Origin of the sequence: Ramlibacter monticola, assembly GCF_016722785.1 — a bacterium.
In the GTDB taxonomy this organism is placed as follows: domain Bacteria; phylum Pseudomonadota; class Gammaproteobacteria; order Burkholderiales; family Burkholderiaceae_C; genus Ramlibacter; species Ramlibacter monticola.
Genome location: NZ_JAEQNE010000001.1, coordinates 907,540 through 931,705 on the forward strand (window position 1 = coordinate 907,540; position 24,166 = coordinate 931,705).

22 protein-coding genes and 1 pseudogene are annotated in these 24,166 nt (G+C 70.9%); 14 read left to right on the plus strand and 9 right to left on the minus strand.

Annotated features, from left to right (window positions below; genetic code table 11):
• Position 1: 1 nt before the first annotated feature.
• From JJ685_RS04200 to JJ685_RS04235, 8 genes and pseudogenes are all read left to right on the plus strand, one after another.
• On the plus strand, positions 2–763 hold the full coding sequence (locus JJ685_RS04200; RefSeq protein ID WP_201672940.1) for a metallophosphoesterase: 762 nt from the start codon (positions 2–4) through the stop codon (positions 761–763).
• 45 nt (positions 764–808) lie between these two features.
• Entirely contained in the window at positions 809–3,430 is a 2,622-nt protein-coding gene (locus JJ685_RS04205; RefSeq protein ID WP_201672941.1) for a circularly permuted type 2 ATP-grasp protein, read from the plus strand.
• Positions 3,431–3,434: 4 nt separating this feature from the next.
• A complete protein-coding gene (locus JJ685_RS04210; RefSeq protein WP_201672942.1) occupies positions 3,435–4,328 on the plus strand; it encodes a transglutaminase family protein in 894 nt (297 codons plus the stop codon).
• 162 nt (positions 4,329–4,490) lie between these two features.
• The gene (locus JJ685_RS04215; protein ID WP_201672943.1) at positions 4,491–4,943 is read left to right on the plus strand and encodes a RidA family protein; all 453 of its coding nucleotides are present in this window, start codon (positions 4,491–4,493) and stop codon (positions 4,941–4,943) included.
• An 84-nt stretch (positions 4,944–5,027) separates the two neighbouring features.
• The gene (locus tag JJ685_RS04220; RefSeq protein WP_201672944.1) at positions 5,028–5,660 is read left to right on the plus strand and encodes a TetR/AcrR family transcriptional regulator; all 633 of its coding nucleotides are present in this window, start codon (positions 5,028–5,030) and stop codon (positions 5,658–5,660) included.
• Positions 5,657–6,625 (plus strand): HlyD family secretion protein, encoded by a 969-nt coding sequence (locus JJ685_RS04225; protein ID WP_201672945.1) that lies wholly within the window; start codon positions 5,657–5,659, stop codon positions 6,623–6,625. The genes JJ685_RS04220 and JJ685_RS04225 overlap by 4 nt, the downstream gene beginning before the upstream one ends.
• Positions 6,622–7,344 (plus strand): annotated as a pseudogene (locus JJ685_RS04230) (ABC transporter ATP-binding protein); the annotation flags it as partial. The gene JJ685_RS04225 and the pseudogene JJ685_RS04230, both read left to right, overlap by 4 nt.
• An 86-nt stretch (positions 7,345–7,430) precedes the next feature.
• On the plus strand, positions 7,431–8,564 hold the full coding sequence (locus JJ685_RS04235; protein ID WP_201672947.1) for an ABC transporter permease: 1,134 nt from the start codon (positions 7,431–7,433) through the stop codon (positions 8,562–8,564).
• 531 nt (positions 8,565–9,095) lie between these two features.
• Here JJ685_RS04235 and JJ685_RS04240 read toward each other — a convergent pair.
• From JJ685_RS04240 to JJ685_RS04265, 6 genes are all read right to left on the minus strand, one after another.
• A complete protein-coding gene (locus JJ685_RS04240) occupies positions 9,096–9,299 on the minus strand; it encodes a hypothetical protein (protein WP_201672948.1) in 204 nt (67 codons plus the stop codon).
• A complete protein-coding gene (gene parC / locus JJ685_RS04245) occupies positions 9,299–11,656 on the minus strand; it encodes a DNA topoisomerase IV subunit A (protein ID WP_201672949.1) in 2,358 nt (785 codons plus the stop codon). Before parC ends, JJ685_RS04240 begins: the two co-directional genes overlap by 1 nt.
• A 6-nt stretch (positions 11,657–11,662) precedes the next feature.
• On the minus strand, positions 11,663–12,814 hold the full coding sequence (locus JJ685_RS30035) for a diguanylate cyclase domain-containing protein (protein ID WP_201672950.1): 1,152 nt from the start codon (positions 12,812–12,814) through the stop codon (positions 11,663–11,665).
• Positions 12,815–12,839: 25 nt separating this feature from the next.
• Positions 12,840–13,661: a lytic transglycosylase domain-containing protein gene (locus JJ685_RS04255; protein ID WP_201672951.1), complete on the minus strand. Its 822-nt coding sequence runs from the start codon at positions 13,659–13,661 to the stop codon at positions 12,840–12,842.
• A 79-nt stretch (positions 13,662–13,740) separates the two neighbouring features.
• On the minus strand, positions 13,741–14,286 hold the full coding sequence (locus JJ685_RS04260) for a GNAT family N-acetyltransferase (RefSeq protein WP_201672952.1): 546 nt from the start codon (positions 14,284–14,286) through the stop codon (positions 13,741–13,743).
• A gap of 22 nt (positions 14,287–14,308) precedes the next feature.
• Positions 14,309–16,273, minus strand: coding sequence for a DNA topoisomerase IV subunit B (locus JJ685_RS04265; RefSeq protein ID WP_201672953.1), 1,965 nt, complete (start codon positions 16,271–16,273; stop codon positions 14,309–14,311).
• A 159-nt stretch (positions 16,274–16,432) separates the two neighbouring features.
• Between JJ685_RS04265 and JJ685_RS04270 the strand changes: the two genes are divergently transcribed.
• The 6 genes from JJ685_RS04270 (at position 16,433) to JJ685_RS04290 (ending at position 21,534) form a co-directional block, all read left to right on the plus strand.
• Complete coding sequence (locus tag JJ685_RS04270) at positions 16,433–17,653, plus strand: MFS transporter (protein ID WP_201672954.1); 1,221 nt, start codon at positions 16,433–16,435, stop codon at positions 17,651–17,653.
• On the plus strand, positions 17,653–17,784 hold the full coding sequence (locus JJ685_RS30040) for a hypothetical protein (RefSeq protein WP_269117358.1): 132 nt from the start codon (positions 17,653–17,655) through the stop codon (positions 17,782–17,784). Before JJ685_RS04270 ends, JJ685_RS30040 begins: the two co-directional genes overlap by 1 nt.
• Before the next feature lie 394 nt (positions 17,785–18,178).
• Positions 18,179–18,718, plus strand: a complete 540-nt coding sequence (locus tag JJ685_RS04275; RefSeq protein WP_201673690.1) for a class I SAM-dependent methyltransferase — start codon at positions 18,179–18,181, stop codon at positions 18,716–18,718.
• A gap of 30 nt (positions 18,719–18,748) precedes the next feature.
• Complete coding sequence (dapA, locus tag JJ685_RS04280; RefSeq protein WP_201672955.1) at positions 18,749–19,636, plus strand: 4-hydroxy-tetrahydrodipicolinate synthase; 888 nt, start codon at positions 18,749–18,751, stop codon at positions 19,634–19,636.
• A gap of 28 nt (positions 19,637–19,664) precedes the next feature.
• Positions 19,665–20,744 (plus strand): outer membrane protein assembly factor BamC, encoded by a 1,080-nt coding sequence (bamC, locus tag JJ685_RS04285; RefSeq protein WP_201672956.1) that lies wholly within the window; start codon positions 19,665–19,667, stop codon positions 20,742–20,744.
• Positions 20,745–20,754: 10 nt separating this feature from the next.
• A complete protein-coding gene (locus JJ685_RS04290) occupies positions 20,755–21,534 on the plus strand; it encodes an MBL fold metallo-hydrolase (protein WP_201672957.1) in 780 nt (259 codons plus the stop codon).
• A gap of 544 nt (positions 21,535–22,078) precedes the next feature.
• Here JJ685_RS04290 and JJ685_RS04295 read toward each other — a convergent pair.
• From JJ685_RS04295 to JJ685_RS04305, 3 genes are all read right to left on the minus strand, one after another.
• Positions 22,079–22,306, minus strand: a complete 228-nt coding sequence (locus JJ685_RS04295) for a hypothetical protein (RefSeq protein WP_201672958.1) — start codon at positions 22,304–22,306, stop codon at positions 22,079–22,081.
• A gap of 167 nt (positions 22,307–22,473) precedes the next feature.
• A complete protein-coding gene (locus JJ685_RS04300; protein ID WP_201672959.1) occupies positions 22,474–22,986 on the minus strand; it encodes a hypothetical protein in 513 nt (170 codons plus the stop codon).
• 28 nt (positions 22,987–23,014) lie between these two features.
• On the minus strand, positions 23,015–24,151 hold the full coding sequence (locus JJ685_RS04305) for a cupin domain-containing protein (RefSeq protein ID WP_201672960.1): 1,137 nt from the start codon (positions 24,149–24,151) through the stop codon (positions 23,015–23,017).
• Positions 24,152–24,166: the final 15 nt, after the last annotated feature.

Genomic DNA, 24,166 nt, shown 5'->3' on the forward strand with positions numbered 1-24,166 from the left:
CATGGCGCTCACGCTCCACGTCGTCTCCGACCTGCACCTGAGCCAGGCGGGGATGGACCTGCCCGCCACCGACGCCGACCTCGTCGTGCTGGCCGGCGACATCGCCCGGCCCCGCGAGGCCGTGGCCTGGGCCGGCGCGCTCGGCAAGCCGGTGCTGTACGTGCCGGGCAACCACGAGTTCTACGGCGGCAGCCTCGAGGGACGCATCGCCGAACTGCGCGCGCTCACCGAAGGCACGCCGGTGCGCCTGCTGCACGACGACGAACTCGTGCTCGATGGCGTGCGCATCCTCGGCACCACCCTGTGGACCGAGTTCCGCCTGCCCGACCTGCCGCAGCAGGAGGCGGCGGAGCGCGCCGCCACCAGCTTCATGCGCGACTTCTCCCGCATCCGCCTGCGCGAAGGCGAGGAGGCACTGCTGCGCGCGGACGACTGCGCCGCCCTGTTCCGCCGCCATTCGCGGTGGCTGCGGGAGCGGCTGGCGCACCCGCATGCGGGCCCCACCGTGGTGATCAGCCACCACGCGCCCTCCGTGCGCAGCATCCATCCGCGCTTCGCCGGATCGGCCGTCAACCTGTGCTTCGCCTCCGATGCCGAATACCTGCTGGAGGGCGTGGACCTCTGGGTGCATGGCCACACGCACGACAGCTTCGACTACCGCGTGGGCGGCACGCGCGTGCTGTGCAACCCGCGCGGCTACGTGCGCGAAGGGGTGCAGGAGAACGCGCGCTTCGACCCGGCGCTGGTCGTCGCGGTGGGGTAGGAGCCGCCAGCAGGCACGGCCCGGCTGGTGGAGAATGGACCGGTCGTGGACTCGCCCAAGGATTCCCTGTTCGGCCTGCAGGCCGAGGAGACGCCCGCCGCGCTCGCCGCGGCGCTGGCGCCCCCGGCCGCGCCCGGCCACTACGACGAACTGCGCGGCGGCATCTCCGCCCCGCTGCCCGACACCGCGGCCCATGCCGCCGTGGTGGGCGCGCACGCCCTGCCCACGCGGCCCTGGGCCCGCTTCTTCGAGAACCTGGGCCGCGAAGGCTTCGGCGACCTCAATCGGCGCACCATCGACCTGCAGCGCCAGGTCCGCGACAACGGCGTCACCTACAACGTCTACGCCGATGCCAACGGCCCGCAGCGGCCCTGGTCGCTGGACCTGTTCCCGCTGATCATCCCGTCCGCCACCTGGCAGCGCATCGAGGCCGGCGTGCTGCAGCGCGTGGGCCTGCTGGAACGCGTGCTGGAAGACCTCTACGGGCCCCAGGAACTGCTGAAGTCCAACCTGCTGCCGCCCGCGCTGGTGCAGGGCCATCCCGGCTACCTGCGGCCGATGCACGGAGTGCAGCCGGCCGGCGGCCGCCGCCTGCACATCGCCGCCTTCGACCTGGCGCGCGACCCCACCGGCAACTGGTGGGTGCTGACGCAGCGCACCCAGGCCCCGTCGGGGCTCGGCTACCTGCTGGAGAACCGCCTGGCCATCTCGCGCCTGTTCCCCGAGGCCTTCCGCGACCTGAAGGTGCAGCGCCTGGCCGGCGCCTACCGGGCGCTGCTGGAAAGCCTCACGGCGATGGGCCGCGCGATGGATGCCGCCGAGCCGCGCATCGTGCTGCTGACGCCGGGGCCCTACAACGAAACCTACTTCGAGCACGCCTACCTGGCGCGCTACCTGGGCCTCACCCTGGTCGAGGGCAGCGACCTGACCGTGCGCGACGAGCGCCTGTACCTGAAGACGCTGAAGGGGCTGGAACCGGTCCACGGCGTGCTCAAGCGGCTCGACGACGAATTCCTCGACCCGCTGGAGCTGCGCCCCGATTCGCACCTGGGCGTGCCGGGCCTGCTGCAGGCGGTCCGCGCCGGCAACGTGCTGGTGGCCAACTGCCCGGGCTCGGGCATGCTCGAATCGCCGGCGCTGCTCGGCTTCCTGCCGGCCCTGAGCCGGCAGTTGCTGGGCGCGGAACTGCAGCTGCCCTCGCTCCCGACCTGGTGGTGCGGCGAACGCGCCGCCATGGCCGCCGCCCTGCCGCAACTGCCGCAGTGCGTGATCAAGGAGACCCTCGGCGGCGCCGGCGCCGCGGCCATCCTGGGCAAGAACCTTTCGCGCCGCGAGCTGGACGAATACGCCGGGCGGATCCTGCGCGATCCGGACCGGCACACCATCCAGAGCTACATCCGCCTGTCGCAGATGCCCACCTGGAAGAGCGCGCGCTCGGGCGACCACATCGTGCCGCGCTCCATGCTGCTGCGCGTGTTCGCGTTGTCCGACGGCGCGAACGGCTGGCGCGTGCTGCCCGGCGGACTCACGCGCATCGCCACCAGCGACACCGAGATCGCCTCCATGCAGCGCGGCGGCAGCAGTGCCGACACCTGGGTGCTCACCGAGGGCGAGGTCGATCCGACCACCCTGCTGCACCACGACCAGCCCGCCATCGACACGGCGCACCGCAGCCGCACCGTCACCAGCCGTGCGGCGGAGCACCTGTTCTGGCTCGGGCGCTACACCGAGCGCACGGAGAACACGGCGCGCCTCGCGCGGCTCGCGATCGAGAGCCTCAATGGCGAGGACCAGAACTCCGCGCCGCTGGTGGCCTGGCTGCGCGAGCTCGCGGTGGCCAACGGGCTCGTGCTCGCCGGCGTGCCGGCGGCGCGGCAGGGCCGGCGGGTCTTCGAGCGCTCCCTGGTCGCGGCGCTGGGCGACCGCGACGACGCCACAAGCGTCGGCTTCAACCTGCGCGCCGTCCGCGCCGCCGCGTCGGCCGTGCGCGAGCGGATCTCCATCGAACAGTGGAACCAGATCGTGCGGGCGGAGCAGGAGTTCCGCATCGGCTGCGAAGCGCTCGCCAGCGGGGGCGAATACTCCTCGGTCGAGGCGCTGCGGGTGCTGGAGAGGCTGTCGGCCCACACGGCCGCCATGACCGGGGCGCAGACCGACCGCATGACGCGCGACGACGGCTGGCGGCTGCTGTCCATCGGCCGCCACCTGGAGCGCCTGGCCTTCCTCGCGCAGGCGCTCGCCAGCGGCTTCGGGACCGGCGCCCTGTTCGACGAAGGCGGCTACGAGGCGGTGGTGGCGCTGTTCGACAGCACGATCACCTTCCACGCGCAGTACCAGCAACGCCACGACATCCCGGCCCTGCTGGACCTGCTGGTGCTGGACCGCGAGAACCCGCGCGCGCTGGGCTGGGTCGCGCAGACGCTGCGCGGCCGGCTGGCGAAGCTGGCCGGCGCCGCCCCCGGCGAACCGACCGCCGTGGCCATGCCCGTGCCCGACCCCGAGTCCTGGAACCTGGAGGGCCTGTGCCAGCGCGACGCCTCGGGCCGCTACCCCGCGACGACCGAGCTGCTGCAGCAGTGCATCGACGCCTCCTACCGGCTCTCCGACGAGCTCGCCGCGCGCTACTTCGCGCACTCGACCGACGCCCGCACCTCGGTCGGCGCCTGAGGCCATGCTGCTGCACGTCCTGCACGAAACCGCCTACGACTACGTGCCCGCGGTGCGCACGGCGCAGCACATGGCGCACCTGAAGCCGGCCACCACGGCCACGCAGCAGGTCCTGCGCCACCGGCTTGCCATCGAACCGGCACCCGCGCGCAGCAGCGAATGGATCGACGTGTACGGCAACACGCGCAGCTTCTTCAGCCTGCAGTTCTCGCACGAGGCCCTGCGGGTGGTGGCCGACAGCCTGGTCGCCACCTCGGCGCAGGCCGTGCCGGCCGCCAGCCTGCCCTGGGAGCAGGCGGTGGAGCGCATGCGCTACCACCGCGCGAGCCGCTACGACCCCGCCGCCGAATTCGCCTTCGCCTCGCCCTCCGTGCCGCGCGACGACGCCTTCGCCGACTACGCCCGGCCCAGTTTCGCGCCGGGGCGCCCCCTGCTGGAGGCAGCGCGCGAACTGACGCAGCGCATCCACGCGGACTTCGAATACGAGACCACCGCCACCGACGTCAACACGCCGGCGCTGCAGGCGCTGGCCCTGCGCAAGGGCGTCTGCCAGGACCTCGCGCAGGTGATGCTCGGCTGCCTGCGCAGCCTGGGCCTGCCCGGCCGCTACGTCAGCGGCTACCTGCTCACCGAGCCGCCGCCGGGGCAGCCCCGGCTGGTGGGCAGCGATGCCTCGCATGCCTGGGTCTCGGTGTACCTGCCGGCGGCGGAAGGCCCCGGCCAGTGGGTCGATCTCGATCCCACCAACGACCGCGCCGCCGGCGAGGACTACGTGACGCTCGCCTTCGGCCGCGACTACGGCGACGTGTCGCCGGTGCGCGGCGTGATCCACGGCGGCGCCAACCACACCCTGCGCGTGGCCGTGACGGTCACGCCGGCGGCAGGCGCCGCGCCGTAGCGCCTCGGAGGGGCTTCGTCATGGAGCCATGGCGGGCCAGTACCGGGCTCATGGCTTCGTCCTGTTTGTCGTCAGGCCCTCATCCGCCCCGAAACCCGGAGAAACGCCGCCCCGGCGCCAGACCGGCTCCCTAGAATCCGGCATTCACCGAAGGAGCAGATCATGGGCGTCTACGACAAGCTGAAGGAACTGAACATCACGCTGCCGCCGGTGGCGACACCAGCGGCGGCCTATGTGCCTTTCGTCCGTACGGGCAATCTCGTCTTCATCTCCGGCCACATCGCGAAGAAGGACGGCAAGGCCTGGGTCGGCCAGCTCGGCAAGACGATTCAGACGGAGGAAGGGAAGCAGGCGGCGCGGGCGATCGCGGTCGATCTCCTGGGCACGCTGCACGCCGCCGTCGGCGACCTGGACCAGGTCAAGCGCATCGTCAAGGTCATGAGCCTGGTGAACTCCTCGCCGGACTTCACGGAGCAGCACCTGGTCACGAACGGCGCCAGCGAGCTGTTCGGCCAGGTGTTCGGCGACAAGGGCGCGCACGCGCGCAGCGCCTTCGGGGTGGCGCAGATCCCGATGGGCGCCTGCGTGGAGATCGAGCTGATCGCGGAGGTGTGATCTTCCTCCCTCCCCCGCCCGGGGAGGGATGTGCCGCACGAGCGCCCCTTGCACATTATTGGTCACGCGACCAATAATGCCGCCATGGCCCGTCCCGGCCGCAACATCGAGCAGGCGCTGCTGCGCAGCGGCAGGCTGCTGTATCCCGCGCGCGGCGGCGCCGGGCTCTCCGTGCGGGCGCTGACGGAGCACGCGGGCGTGAACGTGGGCATGTTCCACTACCACTTCCGCTCCAAGGACGACTTCCTGCGCGAGCTGCTGCAGCAGTACTACGAGGAGATGTTCGGCCCGCTCGCCGAGCGCGTGCACCACGAGGGCCCGCCCCTGGAACGCCTGCGCCAGGCGCTGCTGTTCCTCGCGACCTTCGTGCGCGACCACGAGGCCATGCTGGGCCGCGTCTTCGCCGATGCGAGCGGCGGCGACGCCGTGGCGGCGGAGTTCCTGCGCGCCAATGCCCCGCGCCACCTCCGCCTGCTGGTCGCGCTGATGAACGAGGCCGAAGCGGCCGGCGTGCTGGCGCCGCTGCCGAAGCTGCAGCGCTTCGTCTTCACCATGGGCGCGGTGGCGCTGCCGCTGGTGGTCGTGCCCCACGTCGCGCGGCTGCGGATCGCCCCGGCCCTCATCGGCCGCCAGCTGAAGCGCCAGGTCACCAGCGACGAGGCCATCGCGCAGCGCGTGGAGCTCGCGCTGGCGGCACTGCAAAGGGGAACCGGATGAAGCCCGCATGGACCCTCGCCTGCGCCGCCGCCCTGCTCGCGGCCTGCGACCGCGCGCCGGAACCCGCCTGGTCCGGCTACGCCGAAGGCGACTACGTCTACGTGGCCGCGCCGCTGGCCGGCACGCTGGCGAGCCTGCAGGTGGCGTCGGGCCAGCAGGTCGCGCGCGGCGACGCGCTGTTCGCGCTGGAGGCGCAGTCGGAGGAGGCCGCTCGCGCCGAGGCGCAGGCGCGGCTGGCCGCCGCGCGTTTCCAGGCGGCGAACACCGACAAGGGCAAGCGCCCGGCCGAACTCGCCGTGCAGGAAGCGCAGCTCGCGCAGGCGCGGTCCCAGCTGGCGCTGGCGCGGCGCGAGCTCGCGCGCAAGGCGCCGATCGCCGACAGCGGCGCGATCTCCCGGCTGGAAGTGGATGCCGCGCGCGCGGCCGCGGAAGAGGCGCAGGGCCGCGTGAGCGAGCTGGAGGCGGCGCTGCGGGTCGCCAACCTGCCGTCGCGGACCGACGAGCGCGCCGCGGCCGACGCGCAGGTCGAGGCGGCGCGCCAGGTCCTGCGGCAGAACGAATGGCGCGAGCAGCAGAAGCGCCAGGCGGCCCCCGCCGCCGGCGTGGTCAGCGACACCTTCTTCCGGCAGGGCGAATTCGTGCAGGCGGGGGCGCCCGTCGTGGCCCTGCTGCCGCCCGGCAACATCAAGGCGCGCTTCTACGTGCCGGAGCCGGAACTGGCGGGCATCGCCTTCGGGCAGGCGGTCCAGCTCTCCTGCGACGGCTGCGGCAAGCCCATCGAGGCGCGGGTGAGCTTCATCGCCACCCAGCCCGAATACACGCCGCCGGTGATCTACTCCAACGCGCAGCGCAGCAAGCTGGTGTTCCTGGTCGAGGCGCGGCCGGTGAACGGGGCGGACGCGGCGCGGCTGCGCCCGGGCCAGCCGCTGGACGTGCGGCGCGCCGCGAAGGCAGCGGCGCCATGAGCGCGCCGGGCCGCCCCAAGCGCGAATACCGGAGTGCGCAGCACGAAGGTACTCCAGTGACCGCGCTGGCGATCGACGTGCGCGGCCTGACGAAGCGCTACGACGGGCGCGCCGTGGTCGACGACGTCGCCCTGCAGGTCGCCACCGGCCGCATCTGCGGCTTCCTCGGCCCCAACGGCAGCGGCAAGACGACCACCATCCGCATGCTGTGCGGGCTGCTGAAGCCCGACGCGGGCGAAGGCACCTGCCTGGGCCTGGACGTGCTGCGCGAGTCGCGCGCGATCAAGCGGCAGTCGGGCTACATGACGCAGAAGTTCGGCCTCTACGAGGACCTCTCGATCCGCGAGAACCTGGACTTCATCGCGCGGCTGTTCGAACTCGAGCGCCGGACCGAGGCCGTGGACCAGGCGCTGGCCCGCCTGGGGCTGGTGGAGCGGCAGCGGCAGCTCGCGGGCACGCTTTCGGGCGGCTGGAAGCAGCGACTGGCGCTCGCCGCCTGCCTGATCCACGCGCCCCGCCTGCTGCTGCTGGACGAGCCCACGGCCGGCGTCGACCCGAAGGCCCGGCGCGAGTTCTGGGACGAGATCCACCGGCTGGCGCAGGAAGGCATGACGGTGCTCGTCTCCACGCACTACATGGACGAGGCCGAGCGCTGCGACGAGTTGGTGTACATCGCCTACGGCACGGTGCTGGCCCGCGGCACCGGCGCGGAGGTGGTGCGGCAGGCCGGCCTGGGCGCCGACGCTTCCCTGGAGCAGGCCTTCGTGGCCCTCATCGCCCGCGCCCAGGACAACTTCGCCGCGCCATGACCCGGCTGTCCTGGCGCCGCACGCTTGCGGTCTTCCTGAAGGAGTTCCAGCAGATGCTGCGGGACCGGCTCACCTTCGCGATGGCGATCGGCGTGCCGGTGATGCAGCTGATCCTGTTCGGCTACGCGATCAACACCGACCCGAAGGCGCTCCCCACCGCGCTGGTGAGCGCCGACACGAGCCCGATGGCGCGCAGCATCTCCGCGGCCCTGCAGAACACGGGCTACTTCCGCATCGTGCACGAGGGCACCAGCGAGGACGCGGGCGAGGAGCTGCTGGCACGCGGCGAGGTGCAGTTCCTCGTGGTCATCCCGCCTCGCTTCGGCCAGCGGCTGGTGCGCGGCGAGCGCCCCGCGCTGCTGCTGGCCGCCGACGCCACCGACCCCTCGGCGTCCGGCAATGCCTTCGCGGCGCTGCAGGGCGCGAGCGCGCAGGCGCTGCAGCGGGAGCTGGCCGGGCCGCTCCTGGGGCTGCAGGCGAAGGCCCTGCCCTTCGACGTCGTCGTGCACCGCCGCTACAACCCCGAGGGCCTGTCGCGCTACAACATCGTGCCGGGCCTGGTCGGCACCATCCTGACGATGACGATGGTGATGCTCACCTCGCTGGCGATGACGCGCGAGCGCGAGCGCGGCACGATGGAGAACCTGCTGGCCACGCCGGTGCTGCCGGCGGAGGTGATGGCCGGCAAGATCCTGCCCTACGTGGTGATGGGGTACGTGCAGCTGACGGTGATCCTGGGCGCGGCGCGGCTGCTGTTCGAGGTGCCCATGGCGGGCAGCTGGCCGCTGCTGCTGGCCATGATCGGCGTCTTCATCGTGGCCAACCTGGGCGTCGGCTTCACCTTCTCGACGCTTGCGCGCAATCAGCTGCAGGCGATGCAGATGACGTTCTTCTTCTTCCTCCCGAGCATGCTGCTGTCCGGGTTCATGTTCCCGTTCCGCGGCATGCCGCAGTGGGCGCAGTGGCTGGGAGAGATCCTGCCGCTGACGCACTTCCTGCGGATCGTGCGGGGGATCATGCTGAAGGGGAGCGAAACGGGGCAGCTGCTGGGGGACCTGTGGCCCATGCTGGCGTTCATGGTCGTGGCGGCGGCAGTGGCATTGCTGCGGTATCGGCAGACCGTGGATTGAGCGAGCGAGCCGAGAGTACGTGCCAGGCTGCGTAGGGCCTCATTCTGCCCGAGGGCGTCGCGGCAGGCGGTGTGCGTGATCCCGGTGCCCTGGCGGTTCGCGCGTACTGGATTCTCGCCCGCACGGGATGACGCGATGGGCGGCAATGATTGTGGTCCCAGAGGGCACGGCGCTGCGCGTCGCGACAGGCGGTGCGCGGTGCGGGCCCGCGTTGGGGCCGCCCGAAAAATCGGGCCCGCCGCCGCAGCGCGGCTACGCAGCGACAGCGATGCGAGCCGCGCGTACGTTTCATGCTGGAGACATCTGTTCGAACGGAGAGTTTGCGGTGCGCCGCAAACTCGCAGTGAGTTATGGCTCCGCGGCGGCGGGCCCGATTTTTTGGGGAAGTCCGCGCGCGAAGCCGCGGACCGGCACCTTCGCGGGCCCGCACCGCGCACCGCCTGGCGCGACGGACCCCGCACGTGGAGAAGGGCGCATTCGAACTTGCCCCCACCCTTGCCCCTCCCCGAAGGGCAGGGAGAAAGAACAAACTTACTCGTCGAGCAACCCGCCCCGATAGAAGCTGTACGCCGTGCCGTCGTGGAGGTAGAAGTACCCGTCCGCGCAGCCGTCCTTGCCCGGGAAGAACTCGCGGTACTTCTTCGGCACGAGGCGCTCCAGTTCCTCGTCGGAGAGTTCCTCGAACTCCTGCGGCGTGATCGCCTGGCCGGCGCGCAGGCGGCGGCGCGGTTCCATCACTCGACCCGGGTGACGACCAGCGGCTTGAAGCCCAGGTCCGCCACCTTGCCCTTGCGGCCGCGCGCGCCCTTGGCGTTGTTGAGGGACCGGATCTCCAGCACCTCCTCGCGCTCCTTGTCGCCGCGGCCCAGCCCGGTGATGCGCACGGAGCGGCTGTAGGCCGCCGCGCCCGCGAGTTCTTCCTTCGGCTCCAGGTCCATCAGCATCAGGCCGCGGCCACCGTTGGCCATGGCCTTCAGCTCCGCGATCTCGAAGGTCAGGATGCGCCGGCCGGTCGAGGCGCAGCACACGTGGGTGGCGGGAAGGTTCGCAGCCGTCGCCTGCGCGCCGGGTGCGGGCGGCACGTTGGCGGGCGAAGGCCTGCACACCGTCTCGCCGGCGCCGAGCGACAGGAAGGCCTTGCCGCCCTTCTGGCGCGACACCATGTTGTCGACCGTCGCCAGGAAACCGTAGCCGCCCGAGTTGGACAGCAGCAGCCACGCATTCCCGGCGCCGGCGAAGTAGTGCACCAGCTGCGTGCCCGACTCCAGCTCGATGAAGGTGGTGAGCGGCTGGCCGTCGCCGCGGGCGCCGGGCAGCGTCGACACGGCCACCGAGTACACGCGCCCGTTGCTGCCGAAGGCCAGCAGCGTGTCCACCGTGCGGCACTCGAAGGTGCCGTAGAGGCCGTCGCCGGCCTTGAAGGCGAAGCTGGACGCGTCGTGCCCGTGGCCCTGGCGCGAGCGCACCCAGCCCTTCTGCGACACCACCACCGTCACCGGCTCGTCGACCACCTTCACCTCCGCCACGGCCTTCTTCTCGGCCTGGATCAGGGTGCGGCGGGCATCGCCGAACTGCTTCGCGTCGCCCTCGATCTCCTTGACCATGAGGCGGCGCAAGGCGGCCGGCGAGCCGAGGATCTCCTCCAGCTTCTGCTGCTCGGCGCGCAGTTCCTTCAGCTCCTGCTCGATGCGGATCGCCTCGAGGCGCGCCAGCTGGCGCAGGCGGATCTCGAGGATGTCCTCGGCCTGCCGCTCGGAGAGCTTGAAGCGAGCGATCAGCGCCTGCTTCGGGTCGTCCGCGGCGCGGATGATCGCGATCACTTCGTCGATGTTCAGCAGCACCAGCTGCCGGCCCTCGAGGATGTGGGTGCGGTCCATCACCTTGTCGAGGCGGTGCCGCGAACGGCGCTCGATGGTGCGCTGGCGGAACTCGATCCATTCGACCAGCATCTGGCGCAGCGACTTCTGCACCGGCCTGCCGTCCAGGCCCACCATGGTCAGGTTGATCGGCGCAGAGGTCTCCAGCGAGGTCTGCGCCAGCAGCGTGTTGGTCAGTTCGTCCTGCGCGATCCGGCTGGTCTTGGGCTCGAACACGAGGCGCACCGCCGCGTCCTTGCTCGATTCGTCGCGCACCGTGTCCAGCACGGCCAGCACGGCCGCCTTGAGGTTGGCCTGCTCCTGCGTCAGCGCCTTCTTGCCGGCCTTGACCTTGGGGTTGGTCAGCTCCTCGATCTCCTCCAGCACCTTCTGCGAGCTCACGCCGGGCGGCAGTTCCGTCACGACCAGCTGCCACTGGCCGCGCGCCAGCTCCTCGATCTTCCAGCGCGCCCGCACCTTCAGCGATCCGCGGCCGCTTCCATAGGCTTCGGTGATGTCGGCGGCGCTGGAGATCACCTGGCCGCCGCCCGGATAGTCCGGGCCCGGGACCAGCGCGAACAGGTCCTCGTCGGACAGCTTGGGGTTCTTCACCAGCGCCACGCAGGCGTCCGCCACCTCGCGCAGGTTGTGCGAGGGGATCTCGGTCGCCAGGCCCACGGCGATGCCGCTGGCGCCATTGAGCAGCGCGAAGGGCAGGCGCGCGGGCAGCACCACCGGCTCCTGCGTGCTGCCGTCGTAATTGAGCACGAATTCGACCGTGCCCTCGTCGATCTCGTCGAGCAGCAGGTTGGCGATCTTCGCCAGCCGCGCCTCGGTGTAGCGCATGGCCGCGGCGCCGTCGCCGTCGCGGCTGCCGAAGTTGCCCTGGCCGTCGATCAGCGGGTAGCGCTGCGCGAAGTCCTGCGCCATGCGCACCAGCGCGTCGTAGGCGGCCTGGTCGCCGTGCGGGTGGAAGCGGCCCAGCACGTCGCCGACCACGCGCGCGCTCTTCACGGGCTTGGCGCCGGCGCCCCCGCCGAAGCCCAGCCCCATGCGGTACATCGAGTAGAGGATGCGCCGCTGCACCGGCTTCTGGCCGTCCGCCACGTCCGGCAGGGCGCGGCCCTTGACCACGCTCAGCGCGTACTCCAGGTAGGCCCGTTGCGCGTAGCTCGCGAGGTCGAGCCCGCCGTCGTCGTCGCCCGGGCTGGCGAGGGGGATGAGTTCCTGCTCCATGGATCGTTATCGGAGGGTCTTGGGGGTATCGGAGAGTTCGTCCTGGCTCAGGGTGACGATGCGGCGCTCGGAGGCGCCGCGCACTTCCTGGTCCAGGCGGGTGTTCAGTTTCTGCAGCAGCACGATGGGCTCGACCTCGCCGGGCGGCACCGCGGTCATCACGATGCGGAAGTGCAGGTACTCCGCCTTCGCCGCTGGCAGGGGCTCCTTGAGGCCCGCGACCAGGATCCGCGAGGCCACCGTCGCCGCCGCCTGGGCGGGCGCGCAGCCTTCGGCCAGCACGCCCATGCGCGAATGGGTCAGGCGCGCGGCCACGTCGCCGTCGCGCAGCAGCGAGCCGCGGATGCGGCTGGCGGCGGCCAGCACGGCCGACTCCGCCGCCTCCGGCCCGAATTCGTCCGTCAGCGCGCCGAGGTTGTCGATGTTCACGATCATCAGCACGCTGGGATGGCCATAGCGGCGCGTCAGGTTGCGCGCGGCCTGCACCCGCTGCGACAGCACCATCGGCGTGGCCAGGCCGGTCAGCGGATCGGTGGTGGTGCGGCCGAGGACGCGCGCCCGGGTCTCGCCCACGATGCGCCCGCGCCAGTCCGTGGCGACGTAGGTGCAGGCCGCCCAGACCGCCAGCAGGCCCGCCTGCCACAGCGCATCCTCGATGTCGTAGGGCGGCGCGTCGGCCGCCAGCCGGAAGCTGGCGAGCGCCAGCGCCACCAGGGCCGGCAGCAGCCACCAGTTCCAGGGCCGGCTCTGCCGCCAGCCCCGCACGACCACCAGCAGCACCACCGAGGTCCACAGCACGACGCCGCCGACCAGCGCCCAGTCGCTGTAGATGGCGCCCAGCGCCAGCACGGGCAGGATGGCGCTGGCGACGAACAGCCAGCGGCGCGCCTGCCGCACCTCGCTCGCATGGCTCATGAGGTCCATCAGCTGCACGCCGGCGAGGGCAGGCACCAGCAGCAGCACCGCCGTGGGCGCGAGCGGCTGCCGGCCGATCATCGACAGCACCGAGAGCACCGACATCAGCGTGGCCGGGGCGTGCAGCAGCAGGGCGCGCTCGCCATAGGCGTTGGCCTTGATCACGCAGGAGAACAACAGCAGCACCTGGGCGCCGACGAAGGCGCCCAGCCAGAGCTGGGCCGGATCGATCGTGTCGGTCACTTGGAAATCGGAAGGGAAAAGAGAGCTAGTCGTGGACCACCGCGGCGGGCGTGCCTGCGCCTTCCAGCGGCGCGACGGCCGCCAGGCCGGCAGGCAGGTTGCGCCGCCCGGTCGTGCCGGCGGGACCGGGCAGTTCCATGTGCACGCGACGGGGCTGCGGCCCCGCAGGCGCCGCGACGGCCGCAGGCACCGGCTTGAGCATCGTGTAGAGCTGCATCACGGTGCGCACGTAGTTCTGCGTCTCGCGGTAGTTGGGGATGCGGTTGCCGGCCCGCTGCACCGCGCCCTCGCCGGCGTTGTAGGCGGCCAGCGCCAGCTCCAGCCGGCCCGGGAACATCTGCAGCAGGTCGCGCAGGTAGCGCGCGCCGGTGCGCAGGTTGGTGCGCGGGTCCTTCAGTTTCTTCTCGATCGGCGCCCGGGCATCGCCCGCGAGGCCGTAGCGCTGCGCCGTCGCCGGCATCACCTGCATCAGCCCCACCGCGCCCTTGGGCGACACCGCCGCCGGATCGAAGCCGGACTCGGTCGCGATCAGCGCCTGCAGCAGTTCGAGCTCGATGCCGTGCTCGCGCGCGGCCTCGCTCACCTGCGGCTGCACCAGCCGGAAGCCGGGCGAGACCTGCAGGAAGGAAAGCACGCGGCCGGGCGCGTCGGCCGCCGGCGCGCCCGGCGCGGCGATGCCTTCCGCGGTGTCGAAGCTCTCGCCGCCGCGAAAGAACAGCTCGTAGCGCTCGTCCATCTTCTCGGCGGCGAAGTGCACGCCCTGGGAGTCCACATAGCCCCAGATCTCCGCATGCGCAGGCGCCAGCCACAGCGCGAACGCCGCCGCGAGCAGCGCGCGCAAAGTCATGGTGCCCCCACGCTTGTCACTTCGTGTACTGCGCTGCCCCCCGAGGGGGCCTTCGCGCCTTCGGGCGGCCGTGCGGCGCTCACTTCTGCAGCTCCAGCGCCTGCTCGCGGCGCTGGGCGAATTCGCCCGCCAGCATCGACATCACGACCAGCGAGTCGAAGCCGTCCTTCACGCGCACCGCCTCGCGCAGCACACCTTCCTGCACGAAGCCTTCCTTCACGTAGAGGGCCTGTGCGCGCGTGTTGCGCATCTTCACGTCGAGCCAGAAGCGGTGGGCGCCGAGGTCGTCGAAGGCGATCTTCTTGACCACGCGCACGGCCGCATGGCCGTAGCCCTTGCCCTTGCCCTGCACCACCATGCGCTTGAGCTCGATGCAGGCCTGCGGGTTGCGGCAGCCGATCAGGATCAGGAAGCCGGCGCGCTCCAGCCCCGGGCCGGCCTCGATGATGAAGTGGCGGAAGTCCGGGAAGCGGATGGCGGCTTCGTGCTGCATCTTCTCCCAGGGCGTGATGAAGGGCTGGTTCTCCGGGTCCTGCTCGAGCGACAGCACGTACTCCAGGTCGCTCTGCATCGTGGGGCGCAGGCGCACCCGGGGGGTGGACCGTCCGCTGGTGTCGTCGCTCATCTCGTTCCTCCTCGGGTGGTTCTCAAATGTCGATTTCGACGGCGTCGCCGTGCAGCTCCATCAGTTCGCGCCGGGCGGCCGCTTCGCCCTTGCCCATCAGCTTGGTGATGAGCGTCTCGGTGCCGGAGAAGTCGAAGCGGGCCAGGCTCACCGGCAGCAGCCTGCGCGTGTCCGGATTGAGCGTGGTCTCCCACAGTTGTTCCGCGCTCATCTCGCCCAGGCCCTTGAAGCGGCTGATGGTCCACTTGCCCTCGCCCACGCCTTCCTTGCGCAGCTTGTCGAGGATGGCGGTGAGCTCGCCCTCGTCCAGCGCGTACAGCTTGCCGGCCGGCTTCTTGCCGCGCGCCGGGGTGTCCACCCGGAACAGCGGCGGGCGCGCCACGTACACGTTGCCGGACTCGATCAGCTTCGGGAAGTGGCGGAAGAAGAGCGTGAGCAACAGCACCTGGATGTGCGAGCCGTCCACGTCGGCATCCGACAGGATGCAGATCTTGCCGTAACGCAGGCCGGACAGGTCGACCGTGTCGTTCGGCCCGTGCGGATCGACGCCGATCGCCACCGCGATGTCGTGGATCTCGGTGTTGGCGAACAGGCGGTCGCGCTCGACTTCCCAGGTGTTGAGCACCTTGCCGCGCAGCGGCAGGATGGCCTGGCACTCCTTGTCGCGGCCCATCTTGGCGCTGCCGCCGGCCGAATCGCCTTCCACCAGGAAGATCTCGTTGTGCGTGAGCTCCTTGCTCTCGCAGTCGGTGAGCTTGCCGGGCAGCACGGCGACGCCGGAGCCCTTGCGCTTCTCCACCTTCTGGCCGGCCTTCTGGCGCGACTGCGCCGCCTTGATCGCCAGTTCCGCCAGCTTCTTGCCGTAGTCGACGTGCTGGTTGAGCCACAGTTCCAGCGCCGGCCGCACGAAGCTGGAGACCAGCCGCACGGCGTCGCGCGAATTCAGGCGCTCCTTGATCTGGCCCTGGAACTGCGGGTCCAGCACCTTGGCGGAGAGCACGTAGGAGGCACGGGCGAACACGTCCTCGGGCAGCAGCTTCACGCCCTTGGGCTGCAGGTTGTGCAGCTCGATGAAGCTCTTGACGGCGTTGAACAGGCCGTCGCGCAGGCCGCTGTCGTGGGTGCCGCCGGCGGTGGTGGGGATCAGGTTGACGTAGCTCTCGCGCACCGGCTGGCCTTCTTCCGTGAAGGCCACGCACCACGCGGCGCCTTCGCCCTCGGCGAAGTTCTCGTTGCTGTCGGCGAAGCCCTCGCCCTCGAACAGCGGGATCACCGGGTCGGAGGACAGCGTCTGCATCAGGTAGTCGCGCAGCCCGCCCTTGTACTGCCAGGTCTGGGTTTCCTTCTTCTTCTCGTCGGTGAGCTGCACGGTCACGCCGGGCATCAGCACCGCCTTGCTGCGCAGGAGGTGGGCCAGTTCCGCCATCGGGACCTGGATCGACTCGAAGTACTTCGCGTCGGGCCACACGCGCACGGTGGTGCCCTGCCTGCGGTCCCCGGGCCCGGACTTGCGGACCGCCAGCTTCTCCACCACGTCGCCGCCGGAGAACGCCAGCGTGGCGGCCTGGCCGTCGCGGTAGCTGGTGGCCTCCAGCCGTTTCGCCAGCGCGTTGGTCACCGACACGCCCACGCCGTGCAGGCCGCCGGAGAAGCTGTAGGCGCCGCCCTTGCCCTTGTCGAACTTGCCGCCGGCGTGCAGGCGCGTGAACACCAGCTCGATCACCGGCGCCTTCTCCTCGGGGTGCAGGCCGAAGGGGATGCCGCGGCCGTCGTCCTCCACGCTGACGGAGCCGTCGGCGTGCATCACCACGCCGATGCGCTTGCCGTAGCCGGCCAGGGCTTCGTCGGCGGCGTTGTCCAGGACCTCCTGCAGCACGTGCAGGGGGTTGTCGGTGCGGGTGTACATGCCCGGGCGCTGCTTCACGGGCTCGAGGCCCTTGAGCACCCGGATCGAACCTTCGGAGTAGTCGGACGGTTTCGTGGCCATGGGAGCCGGATTGTAGTGGCCTGCCTTCTTTCGCACTGGATGCACATCCAGCCGGTGTTGCATTCATGCCGAGGCATCATCAATTCGCGGCAAAGATTTCAACAGGGTTGTCAGCCCCGCTGCAAGCGTGGGGAGGACGTTCTCGCTACAGTCGCCCGGATGCAAGACGCCGCCCCCAAGCTTTCGATGACCCAGGTGCTGGTCTGCGGCGCCCTGGTCGTGACCCTGTCGATGGGCATCCGCCACGGCTTCGGCCTGTGGCTGCAGCCGATCACGCAGGCGCAGGACTGGAGCCGCCAGACTTTCGCCTTTGCGATCGCCATCCAGAACCTGGCCTGGGGCCTGATCGGCATCTTCGCCGGCATGCTGGCCGACCGCTTCGGCGCCTTCCGGGTGCTGGCGGTCGGCGCCCTGCTCTACGCAGCCGGGCTGGTGGGCATGGCCTTCCCGACCAATCCGCTGGTGTTCGTGCTGACCGCGGGCGTGCTGATCGGCGCGGCGCAGGCCGGAACCACCTACGCCATCGTCTACGGCGTGATCGGCCGGCAGATCGACCCGAGCAAGCGCTCCTGGGCCATGGGCGTCGCGGCCGCGGCGGGGTCGTTCGGGCAGTTCCTGATGGTGCCGGTGGAACAGGGCCTGATCGGCGGCCTGGGCTGGCAGCAGGCGCTGCTGGTGCTGGCCGTCACCGCGCTGCTGATCGTGCCGCTGGCGCGCGGGCTGCGCGAGCCGGGCCTGGGCGGGGCGCACGCGCCGAAGCGCGAGCAGACCGTCCTGCAGGCGCTGGCCGAGGCCTTCCGCTACCCCAGCTTCCAGCTGCTGATGGCGGGCTACTTCGTGTGCGGCTTCCAGGTCGTGTTCATCGGCGTGCACATGCCCAGCTACCTCAAGGACAAGGGCCTGTCGCCGCAGGTGGCGAGCTACGCGCTGGCCATCATCGGCCTGTTCAACGTGTTCGGCACCTACATCGTGGGCATGCTGGGGCAGAAGCTGGCCAAGCGGAAGATCCTGGCCGGCATCTACCTGGGCCGCTCGGTCGCGATCACGCTGTTCCTGCTGGCGCCGCTGACGCCCGGGTCGGTCTACGTCTTCTCGGCGGTGATCGGCCTGCTGTGGCTGTCCACGGTGCCGCCCACCAACGCCACCATCGCCAACATCTTCGGCGTCGCGCACCTGTCGATGCTGGGCGGCTTCGTTTTCTTCAGCCACCAGATCGGCTCCTTCATGGGCGTGTGGCTGGGCGGCCTGCTGTACGACCGCACCGGCAGCTACGACATCGTCTGGTACCTGTCGATCGCGCTGGGCATCTTCGCGGCGGTGGTGAACCTGCCGGTGCGGGAGGCGCCGATCGCGCGGACGGCCATGCCGCAGGGGGCCTGATGTCGGCGAGGGGGCGCCGGGTCACGGCCTATGCCATCGCCGGCGCGGTGCTGGCGGGGGTGTTCGCGCTGTACACGCGGCCGGAGATGATGGTGGGCCTCGGGGAGATGATCTGGGCATGTTTCCAGTGAGGCGCGCGCACGCTTCCCCCCGGCCGGACCGGGACGGGACTGTCCGTCTCACTCCATGTCCCCCGGCACTGGCTGAAGCCAGTGCCTCCTCCTTTACTTCCGGAGACGGACAGTCCCGTCCCGGTCCTGCGCTGCGCCGCGATGGACCATGGCGTCCCCCCGGGCCCCCGAAGAACGCTCGCGGCCACGCTCATCGGAGCATCTGCCACCCGCACCCGCACACCCCAGGACCGGAGCGGGATTGTCCGCCTCCGGAAGTAAAGGGGGAGGCAGGGCCTTCAGGCCCTGCCGGAGGACATGGAGTGAGGCGGACAATTCCGCTCCGGTCCGGCGCCGGTGGCCACCGCCGTTTCCCGGCCCGTTCCGGCACGCGGGCAGCCGCGTGACCAGCACCATGCACGGAACCGACGAAGCCTCCCCCTGGATCCGCCTGTGGTCCCACCTGGTCCCGCCGGGCGGCACCGTGCTGGACGTGGCCTGCGGCCGCGGCCGCCACCTGCGCTGGTTCGCCGCGCGCGGCCATCCCGTCACGGGGGTCGACCGCGACCCCGAGGCCATCGCCGCCATCGCGGGCCTCGGCGAGATCGTGCGGGCCGACATCGAGAACGGCCCCTGGCCCTTGGCGGACCGGCAGTTCGACCTCGTGGTCGTCACCAATTACCTCTGGCGGCCACTGTTTCCGCAGATCCTGGCCGCGGTCGCTCCCGGCGGCGTGCTGCTGCACGAGACCTTCACGCAGGGCAATGAGTCCGTCGGCAAGCCCTCGCGCCCCGAATTCCTGCTGACGCCGGGCGAGCTGCTGCAGGTCTACGGCGGCGCGCTGCGGGTGGTCGCGTTCGAGGACGGCTTCCTCGATGGCCCGCCGCGCTTCGTCCAGCGCATCGCGGCGGTGCGCGAGCGGCCGAGCCCTACAAGAGTGCGTTACATGCTCTAGTTAGAATCGACGGATTCCCGGGACACAACCATGACACCGATTACTGGCAGCATCGTCGCGCTCGTCACCCCGATGCTGGACGACGGCAGCGTCGACTACCCCGCCCTGCGCAAGCTGGTCGACTGGCACATCGAGCAGGGGACCGACTGCGTCTGCGTGGTCGGCACCACCGGCGAGTCGCCGACCGTCGACGTCGAGGAGCACCAGGAGATCATCCGCGTCGCCGTGGAACAGGCGAAGAAGCGCGTGCCCATCATGGCCGGCTGCGGCGCCAACTCCACCGTCGAGGCGATCGCGCTGGCGAAGTTCGCGCAGAAGGTCGGCGCGGACGCCCAGCTGCAGGTCGTGCCCTACTACAACAAGCCCGGGCAGGAAGGCCTGTTCCAGCACTTCAAGGCGATCGCCGAAGCGACCGGTGACCTGCCCATGGTGCTTTACAACGTGCCCGGCCGCACGGTCGCGGACATGCAGCACGACACGGTGCTGCGCCTCGCGCGGGTGCCCGGCATCGTCGGCATCAAGGAAGCCACGAGCAACATCGAGCGTGCCGAGTGGCTGATCAAGGAAGCCCCGAAGGGCTTCTCCATCTATTCCGGCGACGACGCCACCGCCGTGGCGCTGATGCTGTGCGGCGGCCAGGGCAACATCAGCGTGACGGCCAACGTGGCCCCGCGCCTGATGCACGAACTGTGCGTCGCCGCCATCGCCGGCGATGCGAAGAAGGCGATGGAGATCCAGCTGCGCCTGCTGCCCGTGCACAAGCACCTGTTCGTCGAAGCCAACCCGATCCCCGTGAAGTGGGCCATGGCCCGCATGGGCCTGATGGGCGGCGCGCTGCGCCTCCCGATGACGCCGCTCGCCAAGGCCAACGAAGCCGTGGTCGAGGGCGCGCTGCGTGCCGCCGGCCTGCTGGGCTGAGCACGCGAAGACATCCAGAGGGGATTCCATGAAGTTGATCGCCAAGTTCGGCCTTCTCGCCGTGGCCGCGGCGCTGTCCGCCTGCTCCGTCCTGCAAGAGGACAAGATCGATTACCGCAGCGCCAGCAAGGGCGTGACGCTCGAAGTGCCGCCGGACCTGACGCAGTTGTCCCGGGACTCGCGCTACGCGACGCCGGGCGGCGCCGTCTCCGCCAGCAGCTACAACGTGGGCCAGGCCGTGCCCAACCTGCCGACCGCGGCCACCGCCGTGGGCGACGTGCGCATCGAGCGCGCCGGCAACCAGCGCTGGCTGGTGGTGAACCGCTCGGCCGACCAGGTCTGGCCGCTGGTGCGCGACTTCTGGCAGGAGAGCGGCTTCCTGCTGACGATGGACCAGCCCAACCTCGGCATCATGGAAACCGACTGGGCCGAGAACCGGGCCAAGATACCGCAGGACATCATCCGCGGCACGCTGGGCAAGCTGATCGACTCGGCCTACTCCACCTCCGAACGCGACAAGTTCCGCACGCGCCTGGAGCGCTCCGCCACCGGCGGCACCGAGATCTACATCAGCCACCGCGGCATGATCGAGGTCTACACCACGCAGCAGAAGGAGAACACGGCGTGGCAGCCGCGCCCGGCCGATCCCGAGCTGGAAGCCGAGTTCCTGCGCCGCCTGATGGTGAAGCTGGGGGCGCCGCAGGCGCAGGCCGCGGCCGCCACCAACGTCGCCTCCGACAAGCCCACCTCGCGGGTCGAGACCCAGAACAGCCAGCCGGTGGTGGTGATCGACGAGGGCTTCGACCGCGCCTGGCGCCGCGTCGGCCTCGCGCTGGACCGCACCGGATTCACGGTGGAGGACCGCGACCGCAGCCAGGGCACCTACTTCGTGCGCTACGTGCCGCCGAACCCGGACAAGAAGGAGCCCGGCTTCTTCGGCAAGCTGTTCAGCCGCAGCGAGAAGACGGAGCAGCCGCTGAAGTACCGCATCAACCTGAAGGCCGAAGGCCAGAGCACCACCGTCTCGGTGCTGAACGCGAACGGCGCGCCGGAGACTTCCGCCAACGCGCAGCGCATCGTGCAGGTGATCGCCGAGGACCTGAAGTAACGGGGCTTCCGTGATCCGTTTCAAGAGCCTGGGCAGTGGCAGTTCGGGGAACGCCACGGTGGTCCAGGCGCGCAGCGGCGCCCACGCGGCGCACCTGCTGATCGACTGCGGCCTCGGCATCCGCGAACTGGACAAGCGCCTGCGCGCGGCCGGCATGCTGGCCGACCAGATCGACGCGGTCTTCGTCACCCACGAACACGGCGACCACATCGGCTGCGCGCGCGCGCTCGCCCTGCGCGAGCGCATCCCGGTGTACATGAGCGAAGGCACCTATGCCGCGATCGGCCAGCCGGACTTCGACGGCCTGCTGCGGCTGGCCTGCGACGGCGCCGTCTTCGAGCTCGGGTCCATGCAGGTGCGACCGTTCACGGTGCCGCACGATGCGCGCGAACCGCTGCAGCTCACGCTGACCGACGGCGACGCGCGCCTGGGCGTCGTGACGGACCTCGGGCACGTCAGCGCGCATGTCGTGCAGGAACTGGCCGGGTGCAGCACCTTGTTGCTGGAGTGCAACCACGACGAGGAGATGCTCAGGGCCTCGCGCTATCCGCCTTTCCTCAAGCGGCGCGTGGGCGGCCCCTACGGACACCTGGCCAACGGCGCGGCCGCGGCCTTCGCGCAGTCGCTGCTCGCGGCAGGCCACCTGCGGCAGGTGGTGGCCGCGCACCTCAGCGAGGAGAACAACACGCCGGAACTCGCGCGCGCGGCGCTGGCCCAGGCCTTGGGCTGCGGCGCCAGCGACGTGCATGTGGCCGATGGGCCCTGCGGCAGCGGCTGGTTGGCTGCGTAGGCGCGACCCACCAAGAAGAAGTTCTTTGCCGATTTGCGCGAACGGGGTGAATCGCGTTCGGCGGCGAGCGCACTGTGATACACGAATTGGTGCGGTCAGCCGCCGTCTCGCTTCGTTGCTAGTGGGCCCGGACCAGGACGGGCCTGTCCGCCCTGGTCCTGCGCAGCGCGCGTCCGGGCAGTTTGCCTGCGCCCATCTGCGTCTCGCGGCGCACGGCTTGCGGCACGCGTCAACGAAGCCGCTGCGCACGAACCTGGCGCGGCGCAGGACCAGAGCGGGGCTGTCCGGCTCGGCGACATAAAGGAGGAGGCGCGGGCGCCGCGCTCACCCGGGGCGCGGTTCTCACCCGCGCCGGGGGACAGTCGCAGAGACGGACAGCCCCGCTCTGGTCCGGCAAGAAGGCCGCTGCGCGCACCTGAAGATTTCCTCATCCGACGGAAACGAACCCTCTCCAGCGGCCTCCGGAGATCAGCGGAGTACCAAAGAAAAAGCCGCCCGAAGGCGGCTTCTTCCAGCAGCGCGCAAGCGCGCGCCGCGCAATGGCTTACTTCGTGCCCGAAGCGGCGGAAGCGGCGCCCACGGCAGCGGAGGCAGAGCCCGCGGCGGCGGAAGCAGCGCTGGAGGACGTGTCGGCGGTGGGAGCCGGCGCGGGAGCGGGGGCCGGAGCAGCAGCGGGCGCCGGGGCGGGCGCGGGCGCCGGTTCTTCCTTCTTGCCGCAGGCGGCCAGGGCAACGGCGGCGACCAGGGTGGCCAGAACGAGCGATTTCTTCATTTCAGGTTTCCTTCTAGGGATGGGGACAACGATTCCGGAACTTTGTCCTGGCGGGCAAAGCCGCTAGTGACCGAGAGCGGGAGGCTCGCGCCCTTTCCAGCTCAGCCAAAAATTATAGCCTCAAAGGGTTTTCCCGCGCGAGCTCGCCAGCATAGTGGGGGCCTTCTTCAGAGCCCGAGCGTGCTCGCCGGGAAGGCGGGCGTGGCCTTCTGCAGCCATTCGGCCAGGCTTTCACGCAGCAGTACGCGACGCTCGGGCTCGCTGCCGCAGAAGCCGTTGCTGCGCTCGAGGTCGCGCCGCTCCAGCACCCACGCCGGACTCCACAGCGCACTGGGCAGGTCGAGCCGGTCCGCGCTGGGACAGGCAACAGCCGTGACGATGTGCGACCACTGGCGGCGCCACTGCACGAAGCGCGCATGCCGCTGCAGCACGCGATCGTAGTTGCGCGCCAGCAGCACGATGCCGCGGCCGGAGGAGGACCACGCCTGGAGCGACTCGGCGGTGGCGCGCTCGTCCAGGGGCCAGTCCTCGAAGTCGGGGTCGCTCAGGATGATGTCGCGCCAGCCGTCGCGCGCCGCGCACGCGAGCGCATCGCGCAGCAGCTGACGGAACTCCTCGCGGCCTTCGAAGCGCCGCGAGGGCAGCGGCGAGGCCGCTCCTTGTCGCTCCTCTTCGCTCATGACTCTCCTCCGTACGGCGGTTTCGCCATCACTCGCCACGGGCCTCGCCCGTGGCATGGGCCCAGCCCGCTTCGCACCACGATCGCAGCAGCGCGCGCGCGGCGTCGCTGGCCCCTTCGAGCTCGCCGGCCTCGAGCCGACGCCGGTCCGCCAGCCGCCGCATCAGGGTCGCGTCCGCGCCGGCGGCGCGCCAGGCCTCGCCGTTGATGAAGACGTGGCGCCGGTCATGCAGCATGCGCGTGCGCGCATCGAGCACCAGCGAGCGCAGCTTGCGAGGCGCCCGCCCGGGCTCGAACCACACGTTGGGCTTCGGTTCGCTGAGGTAGGCGCCCAGCGCGCGATCGAGCGCCGCGGGATCCCTCAATGCGGCGGCGAGCGCGTCCTGCGCGAACTGCCTCAGTCCCTCGGGCAGCGCGCCGGGCGCCCCGCTAGGGGCCTGGGCCGGGTCGCGGTAGATGCGCGGCTCGCCCTCTTCCGCCGCTTCGTCGGCGATGCGCTGCAGCAGCTCGCGCGCGAGCTCCGCCTGCGCCGGCGCGCGGAAGCCGATGGAGCAGGTCTGGCACTCGCCCTCGGCGATGCCGTCGTGCGCGTAGCGCGGGGGCAGGTACAGCATGTCGCCCGGCTCCAGCACGAACTCCTGCTCGGGCTCGAAGTTCGCCAGGATCTTCAGCGGCACGCCCTCCTGCAGCACCCTGTCCGACCGGCGGCCGATGCGCCAGCGGCGCCGGCCCTGGGCCTGCAGCAGGAACACGTCGTAGCTGTCGAAGTGCGGGCCGACACCGCCGGTGTCGGTGGCGTAGCTGATCATCAGGTCGTCCAGCCGCGCAGCGGGCACGAAATCGAAGCGGTGCAGCAGCTCGTGCGCGCCGGCGTGGTGCAGGTCCACGCCCTGCACGAGCAGGGTCCAGCCCGGCTTCTTCAGGGGCGGCAGCGCGCGGCGCGCGAAGGGCCCCCGCCGCAGCCGCCAGGACGGCCCGTCGTGGACGACGAGGCGCGATTCGACCTCGTCGCGTTCGGCCAGGGCGAACAGCTCGCGCGGCGCCAGCAGCGGCTGGAAGCCCGGGACGGCCTGGCGGACGAGAAGGGGCTTCTTCTGCCAGTGCCTTTTCATGAACAGCGTCGGGCTCAGGCCGCCGAGCAGGGCCAGTGGGGCGTGGGGGTCCATGGGAGCTGCGACAAT